Origin of the sequence: Pseudomonas sp. B28(2017) (genome assembly GCF_002113025.1) — a bacterium.
In the GTDB taxonomy this organism is placed as follows: domain Bacteria; phylum Pseudomonadota; class Gammaproteobacteria; order Pseudomonadales; family Pseudomonadaceae; genus Aquipseudomonas.
Genome location: NZ_NEJH01000003.1, coordinates 177421 through 190160 on the forward strand (window position 1 = coordinate 177421; position 12740 = coordinate 190160).

Annotated in this window: 9 protein-coding genes; 5 read left to right on the plus strand and 4 right to left on the minus strand. The window is 59.6% G+C overall.

The annotated features are described in order from the left end of the window. Positions 1–77 precede the first annotated feature (77 nt). The 3 genes from CAF65_RS10065 to uvrD all read right to left on the minus strand — a co-directional run bounded on the left by CAF65_RS10065 (position 78) and on the right by uvrD (position 3811). The gene (locus tag CAF65_RS10065; protein ID WP_085716159.1) at positions 78–956 is read right to left on the minus strand and encodes a Tim44 domain-containing protein; all 879 of its coding nucleotides are present in this window, start codon (positions 954–956) and stop codon (positions 78–80) included. 179 nt (positions 957–1135) lie between these two features. Next, positions 1136–1576, minus strand: a complete 441-nt coding sequence (locus tag CAF65_RS10070) for an EamA family transporter (RefSeq protein ID WP_007989639.1) — start codon at positions 1574–1576, stop codon at positions 1136–1138. 51 nt (positions 1577–1627) lie between these two features. Further along, complete coding sequence (uvrD, locus tag CAF65_RS10075; protein ID WP_085716160.1) at positions 1628–3811, minus strand: DNA helicase II; 2184 nt, start codon at positions 3809–3811, stop codon at positions 1628–1630. Between the two features lie 256 nt (positions 3812–4067). On the opposite strand from uvrD, the gene CAF65_RS10080 reads away from it, so the two are divergent. From CAF65_RS10080 to CAF65_RS10090, 3 genes are all read left to right on the plus strand, one after another. Next, on the plus strand, positions 4068–6938 hold the full coding sequence (locus CAF65_RS10080) for a bifunctional diguanylate cyclase/phosphodiesterase (RefSeq protein WP_085716161.1): 2871 nt from the start codon (positions 4068–4070) through the stop codon (positions 6936–6938). Positions 6939–7137: 199 nt separating this feature from the next. Further along, positions 7138–8004 (plus strand): transcriptional regulator HexR, encoded by an 867-nt coding sequence (gene hexR, locus CAF65_RS10085; protein ID WP_007954250.1) that lies wholly within the window; start codon positions 7138–7140, stop codon positions 8002–8004. A gap of 125 nt (positions 8005–8129) precedes the next feature. Then, positions 8130–8339: a PA3496 family putative envelope integrity protein gene (locus CAF65_RS10090; protein WP_085716162.1), complete on the plus strand. Its 210-nt coding sequence runs from the start codon at positions 8130–8132 to the stop codon at positions 8337–8339. Here the strand turns inward: CAF65_RS10090 and CAF65_RS10095 are convergent. Continuing rightward, complete coding sequence (locus CAF65_RS10095) at positions 8281–9243, minus strand: LysR family transcriptional regulator (RefSeq protein WP_085716163.1); 963 nt, start codon at positions 9241–9243, stop codon at positions 8281–8283. The genes CAF65_RS10090 and CAF65_RS10095 overlap by 59 nt on opposite strands. 190 nt (positions 9244–9433) lie before the next feature. On the opposite strand from CAF65_RS10095, the gene CAF65_RS10100 reads away from it, so the two are divergent. Both CAF65_RS10100 and oadA read left to right on the plus strand, forming a co-directional pair. After that, positions 9434–10849 carry an acetyl-CoA carboxylase biotin carboxylase subunit gene (locus tag CAF65_RS10100; protein WP_060540229.1) on the plus strand — a complete coding sequence of 472 codons (1416 nt, stop codon included), beginning with the start codon at positions 9434–9436 and terminating at the stop codon, positions 10847–10849. A gap of 11 nt (positions 10850–10860) precedes the next feature. Further along, the gene (gene oadA, locus CAF65_RS10105; RefSeq protein WP_085716164.1) at positions 10861–12669 is read left to right on the plus strand and encodes a sodium-extruding oxaloacetate decarboxylase subunit alpha; all 1809 of its coding nucleotides are present in this window, start codon (positions 10861–10863) and stop codon (positions 12667–12669) included. The last annotated feature ends 71 nt before the right edge of the window (positions 12670–12740 follow it).

Sequence of the window (12740 nt, forward strand, 5' to 3'; positions counted from 1 at the left end):
AAGTCAACTCCGCTTCCTCGCCTGTTTTTGCCTTGTCTGATCTTAGCTTGGCACCTTCCGAACAGAACTACGCAGGATCAGCCGTTCTGGCGGATACCGGCCACCAGCCAAGGCTGGTTTTCGCCCTGGGCGCGCTCCATGTTCCAGCTTTCGCTGAAGACTTCGCCCTGGTCAAAACGCGAGGTTTTCGACACGCCAGTGAAAGTCAGGGTGGCGATGGTCTTGTCGGCGCGATCGTCCACACCGTCCAGTTGTACATTGAGGTTATCAATGTAGGTGGACTGGAAACCGTCGCCCAGGTCGGCACGTTCGCGCTTGAGGAATTCCAGCATTTGCGGAGTGACGAACTCGGCAATCTTGTCCATTTCGCTGGCGTCCCAGTGCTGTTGCAGGGACTGGAAGTGATTGCGTGCCGCCTCGACGAAGTTCCTTTCGTTGAACCAGACTGGAGCATTGATCACCGGACGAGCGGCAACAGGCGCTGCCGAACCACCGAAGATCGAACCGCCGGCAGGCTTCTGTTCGAACACTTCACGCTGCATCGGCGCGTGGCCGGCCGGAGCGTAATGCTCCTGCTGCTTGCGACGACGGGCGGCGATAAAACGGAAGACCAGGAACGCAATGACGGCCATGATCAGGATGTCGAAGATCTGCATACCCTGGAAGCCGTCACCCATGAACATGGATGCCAGCAGGCCACCGGCCGCGATACCGGCCAGAGGGCCGAGCCAGCGCGAAGCGCCACCGGCTTTGGCAGCGGCGCCAGCGGCACCGGCAGCACCAGCGGACGCTGCGGCGCCACCCATGCCTGGAGAAGAAGGAGCCATCTGGCTGGTCTGGTGAGTTGGCGCAGCGCCTGCGCTTTTGCCACCACCGAAGCGCTTGGCGGCATTGACGTCGAGACTCATCGTCAGGCCGATGCACAACGCCATGGCGATGCTAAGAAAACGTTTCATAAAGGGAATTCCCATTTGTGGAAGGCACGCGCGCCATGTTGCACAGCTGAAGTGTTACTGGCTAGCGGCAGAGTGTTTCGGGCTTTTGCCTGACAGGTCGTGTTCAGCTTCAGTCAACGCAATAAGGCCTTTTGACTTTGATATGTCAGATGAGTGGATAAGTTTTGTAGGTCGTTCGCCTAACGTCGCAGGGCCAGCATGACGACACCGGCCGTGATCAGACCGATTCCGCCCCATTGGCGCAGGTCGAGTTTTTCTCCCAGCAGAACCACGCCCAGTATAGCGACGAGCACCACGCTGAGTTTGTCCACCGGAGCGACCAGTGAAGCCGGACCGACCTTGAGTGCACGGAAATAGCAGATCCACGATGCACCGGTGGCCAGGCCCGACAACAACAGGAACAGGTAACTCTTCGCAGAGATCGATCCCAAAGACTGATATTGGCCCGTGGCGTACAAAATCAAGGCCAGGCTGACCAATACCACGATCGTACGTAGCAGGGTGGCAAAGTCGGAATTGACGTTTTCGATGCCGACCTTCGCGAAAATGGCGGTCATCGCCGCGAACGCCGCCGATAACAGGGCCCAGAATGTCCAGGAAGAAAAAAAGCCTGAGCCCATGTTTTGGCGCCTTTAGTCAGATCAACACACAGAAAAGCATCCGGCGTGTCCTTAAATGGCTTCCAGTTTGGCATAACCCAGCATCAGCCACTTGCTGCCTTCGCTGAAGTTCACCTGTACCCGGGCCTGAGCCCCGGCGCCTTCGAAGTTGAGGATCACGCCGTCACCGAAGATCGAGTGGCGCACAGTCTGACCCAGGCTGAAGCCGGTTTCCGGAATCTCGCTGCCGCTGAACAGGTTGCTGCCACTCATCGACTGGTTCCCACCGAACGGACGGCTGACGCTATTGGACAGCCGCACCTCCTGAATCAGGCCTTTCGGAACTTCGCGCACGAAGCGCGACACCTTGTTGTAGGTTTCGCTGCCATACAGGCGGCGGGTTTCGGCGTAGGTCATCACCAGATTCTGCATGGCCCGGGTGATGCCGACGTAGGCCAGACGACGCTCTTCCTCAAGGCGGCCAGGTTCTTCCAGGCTCATCTTGTGCGGGAACAGGCCTTCCTCCATGCCCACCAGGAACACGTAAGGGAATTCCAGGCCCTTGGCGCTGTGCAGGGTCATCAATTGAATACTGTCTTCGTGCTCGTCGGCCTGGGTATCGCCGGCTTCCAGCGACGCATGACCGAGGAAGGCCGCGAGTGGCGTCAGGTCTTCGTCTTCTTCGCTGTTTTCGAAGTTGCGCGCGGCGCTGACCAGTTCCTCAAGGTTTTCTACCCGGGCCTGGCCTTTCTCGCCTTTTTCCGCTTCGTGATAGGCGATCAGCCCCGACTGCTCGATGACGGTCTGGGTCATCAGGTGCAGCGGCATTTCCATGCACTTGGCGGCGAGGTTTTCGATCAGTTCGATAAACGCGCCGAGGGCGCCGGCTGCACGACCGGTCAGGCCTTTGTTGGCTACCAGTTGGCGCATCGCTTCCCACATCGACACATCGCTGTGGCGTGCGTGGTCGCGGATCGCTTCGACGGTTTTCTCGCCGATGCCACGGGCCGGCACATTGATGACCCGTTCCAGTGCGGCGTCGTTACCCCGTCCTTCGAGTAACCGCAGGTAAGCCATGGCGTTCTTGATTTCGGCGCGTTCGAAGAAGCGCTGCCCGCCATAGATACGGTAGGGAATGCGCTCGCGCAGCAAGGCCTCTTCCAGAACCCGCGATTGGGCGTTGGAGCGGTACAGAATCGCGATATCGCTTCGAGACAAGCCGGTTTTCAGCGCGCTTTCGATGCTTTCGACAACGTAGCGTGCTTCATCGTGTTCGTTGAAGGCGGCGTACAGGTTGATCGCTTCGCCGTCGCCGCCGTCTGTCCACAGCTCTTTGCCCAAGCGCCCGGTGTTGTTGGCGATCAAGGCGTTGGCAGCCTTCAGGATGCCGGCGGTGGAGCGATAGTTTTGCTCCAGCCGAATGGTTTCGGCGTCCGGGAAGTCTTCGGAATACTGGTAGATGTTCTCGATTTTCGCGCCGCGCCAGCCGTAGATCGACTGGTCATCGTCACCCACCACCATCAGGCTGTCGCCACCCTTGGCCAGCAGGCGCAACCAGGCGTACTGCACGGCGTTGGTGTCCTGGAACTCGTCCACCAGAATGTGCCGGAAGCGTTTTTGATAGTGAGCGAGCAGGCCTGGGTGATCGCGCCACAGATCGAGGGCGCGCAGCAGCAATTCGGAGAAGTCGATGACACCCGCACGCAGGCAGGCGGCCTCGTAGGCTTCATAGATGCCGCGCATGGTCGCCAGGAACAGGTCGCCGCTGGCTTGAATGTGTTGCGGGCGCAGGCCTTCGTCTTTCTGCCCGTTGATGAACCATTGGGCCTGACGGGCCGGCCAGCGCTGTTCGTCCAGGCCGAGCTCGCGGATCACCCGCTTGACCAGCCGTTGCTGGTCGTCGCTGTCGAGAATCTGGAAAGTCTGGCTCAACCCGGCTTCCTGCCAGTGCGCCCGCAACAAGCGGTGCGCCAGGCCGTGGAAGGTGCCAACCCACATGCCGGCCGGGTTGATACCCATCAACTGCTCGATGCGCTGGCGCATCTCGGCAGCAGCCTTGTTGGTGAAGGTCACCGACAGGATGGAGTGGGGCGAGGCGTTTTCGACCTGGATCAACCAGGCGATACGGTGCACCAGCACTCGGGTTTTACCGGAACCAGCACCGGCCAGGACCAACTGACGACCCACGGGGGCTGCTACGGCCTGGCGTTGGGCATCGTTGAGGGAGTTCAGCAGAAGGGAGAGATCATCGCGCATCGGGGCATTCTAGGGGGCCGCGACACACCGGGCAAACTCCGCTTCGCTTTAACCGATGAAAGTTATGCGAAGGACGACCGGTCGGTCATCGGCTGCGGGCGCTGGCGGGGCGTGTCTTCAGCGTTTTCAGGGGCGTCGGCGGCTGAAAATTTTGGCGATTTATTGATCAGCAGCAGTTTGGTCCGGGCAATTGCTTGTGTATGCTCCGAGCAGTTTCGGGCTCATGCTCATCATTATAAGAACAAGAACATCGCCTATGACCCTCAGCTTCGACCTGTCGGGCCCCATCGTGGAACCCCGGGAGATCCGTAAACAGTACGCCTTGGAAATGGCGGTCGAACGCACGCGCCTGTTGTATCAGGGCTCGCTGCTGCCCACGTTGTTCATGCTGATCAATGGCCTGGTCTGCGCCGGTTTGCTCTGGAGTCCGCAGCGCTACTTCCTGGTCAGTGTCTGGCTGGTGTGGTTGTTGTCTCTGGTGGCATTGCGGGTGATTCAGGTCGCAGCCTTCGATTCGGCAATTCCCAATCGTCAGGCCCATCCCATTTGGCGACGGATGTTTTGGCTGGGCTCGGGCCTCACCGGTCTGACCCTGGCCGGTGCCGGCATTGCCTTGGCTCCCGCTGATAACTTCATTCAGCAAGCCTGGGTCTTCGGCCTTATCGGTGCCGCAGCGCTCTCGGCCAGCGTGGCTTACGCGGTCAGTTTGCCGGCTTTTCTGTCGTTCACCTTGCCCTGCCTGCTGCCGGCCATCGCCTATATGTTTTTTGGGGGGGACGAACAGCAGCAAGGTTGGGGCTGGTTCGGGCTGATTCTACTCGGTGCATTGAGCGTGGTTGCCTGGCAGGTCAATCGATTGATCGATCGCGGCTTGATGCGACGCTTTCAGAATCAGGCACTGATCGAGCATCTGCAGCAGGCGCAAAATTGCAGTGATCAGCTCAATCAGAAGCTGGCCAGGGAAATAGAACAGCGCCGACGCGCCGAGGACGAGTTGCGGGAGATTCAGATCGACCTGGAAAACCGTGTCGCTCAGCGCAGCCTGGAACTGGACGCCGCCAACCAGGCGCTGAGCAAGAGTGAGGCGCGTCTGGCGTTGGCATTGAAGGCCAGCGAATTGGGGTTGTGGGACTGGAACCTGCAAACCGACGAAGTCCATCACACGCAGATTCAGGAATTGTTTGGCCTGGAGCCGGAACAGGTCACGGCATTACTGCGGCACCTCAAGCCGCGCCTTCATCCCGAAGATCTTCCTGCGCTGAAAAGGGCGCTGGTCGAGCATATGAAGGGCCGCACCGAGGACTACCAAATCGAGTATCGCGTACGACATGGCGACGGCCACTGGGTCTGGATCGAGGACCGTGGGCGGGCGGTCGAACGTGCCGAGAACGGCCGGGTGATTCGCATGGTCGGCACTCGCCGCGACATCAGCGTCAGCAAAGGCCTGGAAGAGCAGCGGCAACTGGCGGCGACCGTGTTCGAAGCGGCCAGCGAAGGGATCGTGATTTTCGATCCGGACTACGCCCTGATCGCGATCAATCAAGCCTTCAGTCGAGTGACCGGCTATGACATCGAGGACATGATCGGTCGCAATGTCGTTGAGTTGCCATGCAGTCGCGATGCGCGTCGGCATTACGCCGCAATACATCAGGCGCTGGAACAGCAAGGCAGCTGGCAGGGCGAATTGGTGGAAACCCGCAAGAACGGCGAGATGTACCCGCAATGGCTGCAACTGAATGCTGTACGCGATACCCGGGGAAATGTCAGCCATATTGTGGGCTTCTTCGCTGATCTCTCCGCCCGCCGGGAATCCGAAGAGCGAATGCGCTATCTGACCCATTACGACGAACTTACCGGTCTGGCCAACCGCTCGATGTTCCGCGAGCGACTCAGCGAGGCTCACCAGCGAGTGAGACAGGGCGGTTATCGCAGCCTGGCGTTGCTGCACATCAATCTCGATCGGTTCAAGCAACTCAACGACAGCCTGGGGCATGAAGTCGCCGACCAGTTATTGCAGAAAATGGCCCGGCGACTGGTGAATGCATTGCCTGAGGCAGACACCATCGCGCGCCTGTCCGGTGACGAATTTGCCGTGCTGTTCAACTCCTACGGCAACCTTTCGAGCCTTGCCCGGGTGGCAACTCGTCTGGCGAGCAAGTTGCGTTTGCCGTTGACCATTGAGGGGCATGAACTGGTGGTCAGCGCGTCGATGGGTATCAGCTTGTTGCCGGACAGCGCCCGGGAAATATCTGCATTGGTCAGTCAGTCGAACATGGCCATGCAGCACGCCAAACACCTGGGTGGTAATAATTTCCAGTTCTACACCGATAGCCTGCAAGCCAGCACGCTGGAGCGATTGCAGCTGGAAAACCATTTGCGCAGGGCCGTCGAAGAGCAACAGCTGAAGGTGTTTTACCAACCCAAGCTGTGCCTTGCCACGGGCAAGTTGAATGCCGCCGAAGCCTTGGTGCGCTGGGATCATCCAACCATGGGGCGCGTGCCGCCGGGGGACTTCATCGGTCTGGCTGAAGAAACCGGATTGATCGGCCCGATCGGTGAGTTCGTGTTGCGTCAGGCCTGCTGGCAAGCCTGTGAGTGGCAACGGCAGGGGCTTGAGCCGATCCGGGTGTCGGTCAATCTGTCGGTGCATCAATTGCGCCAGGGCAAGCTGGTCAGCCTGGTGCGACAGGTCCTGGAGGAAACCGGGCTGGCACCGCACTATCTGGAACTGGAACTCACCGAAAGCCAGTTGCTGGACAGCGTCGAACACATCATCGCGACGTTCCAGCAGTTGCGGGATCTTGGGGTGAAGCTGGCCATTGACGATTTTGGCACCGGTTACTCATCCCTGAGCTATCTCAAGCGGATCCCGGTGGATTACGTGAAGATTGATCAGGCGTTTATCCGTGGCTTGGGTGAGAGCAGCGAAGACGCGGCGATTACCCGGGCCATCATTGCCATGGCTCACGGCCTGTCGCTGAAGGTCGTGGCGGAGGGGGTGGAACGGGGAGAGCAGCTTGAGTTCCTGAAGGCCGAGCGCTGCGATGAAGTACAGGGCTACTTGATCAGCCGCCCGGTCGAGGCTGAGACGTTGGCCGGTTTGCTGCACGCGCAAGCCGCAAGCTGACGAGGATATGCAAGGCGCTTTTGTCCTTTAAAACGTGCACCCGCTGCACCTGGACAGGCGCCAGAGTGCTACATGAAGCGCGGGCACCTGAAATCGAGGGATTCGGTAACGTATTGAGCAGGCAAAAAGCCAATTCATGTAGTATAACTACAAGCGTGCTACATCCCCGGCACCTGCCAATAACAAAGAGTCCAGCCCTTTGAATCTGCTGCAACACATCGCCCAGTCTCGCCACCTGTTACGCAAGTCGGAGCTCAAGGTCGCCGACCACGTGCTGCTTGATCCTGCGGCCGTGATGCACAGCTCCATGGCCGACCTGGCCCACAGCGTGGGTATCAGTGAGCCGACCATCGTGCGTTTTTGCCGTGCCATCGGTTGTTCCGGCTTTCAGGACCTGAAGCTGAAGTTGGCCCAGAGCCTGGCGGCAGGTGCGAGCTTCGGTCAGTTTGCGATCCATGAAGATGATTCGGTCGCCGACTACAGCCTGAAAATCTTCGACACCACCCTGCATACGCTGATGGAGGTTCGCGAGAAACTCGATCCGCTGGAATTGCAGAGGGCCGTGACGCTCATGTCCCAGGCCCAGCGCGTCGAGTTCTACGGCTTCGGCGCCTCGGGTGCGGTCGCGGCGGACGCCCAGCACAAGTTCTTCCGCTTGCTGCTGACGGCAGCGGCGTATTCCGACCCGCACATGCAGGCGATGTCGGCCGTGACGCTCAAGCCAACCGACGTGGCGATCTGCATTTCCCAGTCCGGGCGCTCCAAGGATCTGCTGATCACCGCCAATCTGGTGCGTGAAAGCGGTGCTTCGCTGATCACCTTGTGCCCGAGCCAGACACCATTGGCCGAGCTGTCCACGGTCAATCTGGCGATCGATGTGCATGAAGACACTGAAATCTATACGCCGCTGACGTCGCGTATCGCCCACCTGGTGGTGATCGACGTGCTGGCGATGGGCGTGGCCATGGCGCGTGGCCCGAGCCTGGTCAACCACCTCAAGAGCGTCAAGCGCAGCCTGCGCAGCTTGCGGTTGTCGCCCAAGTCGGTGAAAGCGCTGGACGACTGATCTGAAGACCGCCACAGGTGCAGCGGTGCCCAACCCATCTTCATCGGTCTGTAACCATCGAGCCGCCAAACCGTCATCCCCGGTGCCTATCCTGAAACTCCCGTACTCGCCTTGGGAGACTCGAAATGGCCATGCCTTACGAAGAACGCAACAGCGCTGTCAAAACCCGTCGTCAGCAAGAAGATCAGCGCCGCATGGAATTCCGTCGCGCCATTGAAGATCGCTACGAACGCCGTCAGCTTCTGGCCGAAATTGGCGATTTTCCGGAGTTGGAACTCAACTTCTGGCAGGCATCTGCCTCGACTTCCCGTCGAAACGCTCAACCAGCGCGCTGATTTGAAGCCGTTCGCTACGGATAAACGCCAGGAAGGCGTGAGCCACCGGTGACAGGCGTTTCGCCTTGGCCTGCACCAGGCACCAACTGCGAAACAGTGGCAGCTCTTCGACGGGTAGCTCGATCAGCCCACCGGTTGCCAGCTCAAGGTTCAGGGCGTGGCGCGTCAACAGCGCAACGCCCAGGCCTGCCAGTACACATTCACGCTGGGCTTCGGCAGACGAGACTTCCTGAGTCTGGTTGAAGTGCACACGTTTCTCTTTGAAGTATTCTTCGCACGCAAGCCGCGTCCCGGACCCAGGCTCACGCAGCAGCAGTGTGTAGGGCTCGAGATCCTGCAAGCGCAGCGGCCCCATATGACACAGCGGGTGATCTGGTGGCGCCACGGCGACGATCGGGTTGTTCAGGAATGGCAGGAATTCCAGGCCCATGTCCTGGGGCACCATGGACATGATCACCAGGTCGTCACGGTTGTCCGACAAGCGCCGAATGACCTGGCCGCGATTGACCACCGTCAGTTGCAGGTTCACCTCCGGGTGCTGGCGTTTAAAGGCGGCAAACAAGTGCGGTACGAAATACTTGGCGCTGGATTCCACCGCCAGTTTCAGTTGCCCCTGCAGCGAGCCCTGCATGTCGGACAGCTGCATGTCGAGGTTTTCCAGGCGTCCGAAAATATCCCGGCTGGCCCGCTGTAACGCTTCAGCCGCTTCGGTCATGTAGAGTTTTTTGCCGACGTAATCGAACAAAGGCTGGCCAATCAGCTCTTCAAGTTGACGAATCTGCAGGCTGACGGCAGGTTGTGTGAGCGACATTTCCTCGGCCGCGCGACTGTACGACCGCAAATCACAGACCTCGTTGAAGATCTGCAATTGCCGCAAAGTCATGCGCATCAATGACTTACGCATTATCTAGTCACTCTCGTCGCTGGCTGGAGAATCAACTATAAGTCTTTACTTATGCGCGACCCAATAATTATTCATTTTTGTTAATCCCTTGTGGGCGCTAGTGTGGACCTGCGACCAAATTGAAACATTTGGTCACGCGTCGACCTGGTCTAGCAGGTCGTGGGTACCACCGGCTCAAGGGAATTTCCAAGTGATAACAAAGATCCTGATCGCCAACCGTGGTGAGATTGCCGTACGAATCGTGCGTGCCTGCGCCGAAATGGGCATTCGCTCGGTCGCGATCTATTCCGATGCCGACCGCCATGCCTTGCATGTGAAGCGTGCGGACGAGGCCCACAGCATTGGTGCCGAGCCGCTGGCCGGTTACCTGAACCCGCGTAAGCTGGTGAACCTGGCCGTGGAAACCGGTTGCGATGCATTGCACCCCGGTTACGGTTTCCTTTCGGAAAACGCCGAACTGGCGGAGATCTGCGCCGAGCGCGGGATCAAATTCATCGGTCCATCGGCTGAAGTCATTCGCCGCATGGGCGACAAGACCGAAGCACGCCGCAGCATGATCAAGGCGGGCGTGCCGGTGACTCCAGGCACCGAAGGCAACGTCTCGGGCATCGAAGAGGCCCTCACCGAAGGCGATCGTATCGGTTACCCGGTGATGCTCAAGGCCACCTCCGGTGGTGGTGGCCGCGGCATTCGTCGCTGCAACAGCCGCGAAGAGCTTGAACAAGCGTTCCCGCGAGTGATTTCTGAAGCCACCAAGGCATTTGGTTCGGCGGAAGTGTTCCTGGAAAAATGCATCGTCAATCCGAAACACATCGAAGCGCAGATTCTTGGCGACAGCTTCGGCAACGTGGTGCACCTGTTCGAGCGTGACTGTTCGATCCAGCGCCGCAACCAGAAGCTGATCGAGATCGCCCCGAGCCCGCAACTGACCCCGGAACAGCGTGCCTATATCGGCGACCTGTCGGTGCGTGCGGCCAAGGCCGTGGGTTATGAGAACGCCGGTACCGTGGAGTTCCTGCTCGCCGAGGGCGAGGTGTACTTCATGGAGATGAACACCCGGGTGCAGGTGGAACACACCATCACCGAAGAAATCACCGGCATCGACATTGTCCGTGAGCAGATCCGCATCGCCTCCGGCCTGCCGCTTTCGGTAAAGCAGGAAGATATTCATCACCGTGGTTTCGCGTTGCAGTTCCGGATCAACGCCGAAGACCCGAAAAACAACTTCCTGCCTAGCTTCGGAAAGATCACCCGTTACTACGCCCCCGGCGGTCCTGGCGTGCGTACCGACACGGCGATCTACACCGGTTACACCATTCCACCGTTCTACGATTCCATGTGCCTGAAACTGGTGGTGTGGGCGCTGACCTGGGAGGAAGCGATGGACCGTGGCTTGCGCGCCCTCGACGACATGCGTTTGCAAGGGGTCAAGACCACCGCCGCGTATTACCAGGAAATCCTCCGCAATCCGGAATTCCGTAGCGGCCAGTTCAACACCAGCTTCGTTGAAAGCCACCCTGAACTGACCAACTACTCGATCAAGCGCAAACCCGAAGAGCTGGCCCTGGCCATCGCCGCCGCCATCGCCGCCCACGCAGGCCTGTGAGGAATAGAACAATGAGCAAGCAAATCCACGTTACCGACACAATCCTGCGCGACGCCCACCAATCGCTGCTCGCGACCCGCATGCGCACCGAAGACATGCTGCCGATCTGCGACAAACTCGACAAAGTCGGCTACTGGTCGCTGGAGTGCTGGGGCGGCGCGACCTTCGACGCCTGCGTACGCTTCCTGAAGGAAGATCCGTGGGAGCGTCTGCGTCAACTGCGCGCTGCGCTGCCGAACACCCGTCTGCAAATGCTTCTGCGTGGCCAGAACCTGTTGGGCTACCGCCACTACAGCGACGACGTGGTCAAAGCTTTCGTTGCCAAGGCTGCGGTCAACGGTATCGACGTGTTCCGTATCTTCGACGCCATGAACGACGTGCGTAACCTGCGCGTGGCCATCGAAGCGGTGAAAGCCGCCGGCAAACACGCCCAGGGCACCATCGCCTACACCACCAGCCCGGTGCACACCATCGAGGCTTTCGTGAACCAGGCCAAGCAAATGGAAGCCATGGGTTGCGACTCGGTGGCGATCAAGGACATGGCCGGCCTGCTGACCCCGTACGCCACAGGCGAACTGGTCAAGGCACTGAAAGCCGAGCAGTCGCTGCCCGTGTTCATTCACTCGCACGACACCGCTGGCCTGGCTGCGATGTGCCAGATGAAGGCCATCGAAAACGGTGCCGACCATATCGACACCGCGATCTCCAGCTTCGCCTGGGGTACCAGCCATCCAGGTACCGAGTCGATGGTCGCGGCCCTCAAGGGCAGCGAGTTCGACACCGGCCTGAACCTGGAGCTGCTGCAAGAGATCGGTCTGTACTTCTACGCCGTGCGCAAGAAGTACCACCAGTTTGAAAGCGAATTCACGTCGGTCGACACCCGTGTTCAAGTCAATCAGGTGCCGGGCGGGATGATTTCCAACCTGGCCAACCAGTTGAAAGAGCAGGGCGCCCTGAACCGCATGAGCGAAGTGCTGGCGGAAATCCCGCGTGTGCGTGAAGACCTCGGCTTCCCGCCGCTGGTGACCCCGACTTCGCAGATTGTCGGCACCCAGGCGTTCTTCAACGTGCTGGCCGGCGAGCGCTACAAGACCATCACCAACGAAGTGAAGCTCTACCTGCAAGGTGGCTACGGCAAGGCGCCGGGCACCGTGAACGAACAACTGCGTCGCCAGGCCATCGGCAGCGAAGAAGTGATCGACGTTCGCCCGGCTGATCTGCTCAAGCCGGAAATGGCCAAGCTGCGCGCCGATATCGGTGCACTGGCCAAGTCTGAAGAAGACGTGCTGACCTACGCCATGTTCCCGGACATCGGCCGCAAGTTCCTCGAAGAGCGTGCGGCTGGAACCCTGACTCCGGAAGTGCTGTTGCCGATTCCGGAGGCCGGAAAGGTGGCCTCGGCGGGCGGTGAAGGTGTGCCGACCGAGTTCGTCATCGACGTTCACGGTGAAACCTACCGCGTCGACATCACCGGTGTTGGCGTCAAGGCCGAAGGCAAGCGTCACTTCTACCTGTCCATCGACGGCATGCCGGAAGAAGTGGTGTTCGAGCCGCTCAACGAGTTCGTCAGCGGCGGCAGCAGCAAGCGCAAGCAGGCCAGCGCGCCGGGCCATGTCAGCACCACCATGCCGGGTAACATCGTCGATGTGCTGGTCAAGGAGGGTGACACCGTCAAGGCAGGCCAGGCCGTGCTGATCACCGAAGCGATGAAGATGGAAACCGAAGTCCAGGCTGCCATCGCCGGCAAAGTCACCGCCATTCACGTGGCCAAGGGCGACCGGGTGAACCCGGGCGAAATCCTGATCGAGATCGAAGGCTGAGTTAACGGCCTCGATTCAACGCTTTAAACCTCGGGGGGGCATGTGCTCCCCTTTTTTTATGCCTGCAACTC

Bases quoted from the DNA above. Each gene is read 5' to 3' on its own strand.
- CAF65_RS10065 (WP_085716159.1), bottom strand. From the start codon at position 956: ATGAAACGTTTTCTTAGCATCGCCATGGCGTTGTGCATCGGCCTGACG.
- CAF65_RS10070 (WP_007989639.1), bottom strand. From the start codon at position 1,576: ATGGGCTCAGGCTTTTTTTCTTCCTGGACATTCTGGGCCCTGTTATCG.
- uvrD (WP_085716160.1), bottom strand. From the start codon at position 3,811: ATGCGCGATGATCTCTCCCTTCTGCTGAACTCCCTCAACGATGCCCAA.
- CAF65_RS10080 (WP_085716161.1), top strand. From the start codon at position 4,068: ATGACCCTCAGCTTCGACCTGTCGGGCCCCATCGTGGAACCCCGGGAG.
- CAF65_RS10090 (WP_085716162.1), top strand. From the start codon at position 8,130: ATGGCCATGCCTTACGAAGAACGCAACAGCGCTGTCAAAACCCGTCGT.
- CAF65_RS10095 (WP_085716163.1), bottom strand. From the start codon at position 9,243: ATGCGTAAGTCATTGATGCGCATGACTTTGCGGCAATTGCAGATCTTC.
- oadA (WP_085716164.1), top strand. From the start codon at position 10,861: ATGAGCAAGCAAATCCACGTTACCGACACAATCCTGCGCGACGCCCAC.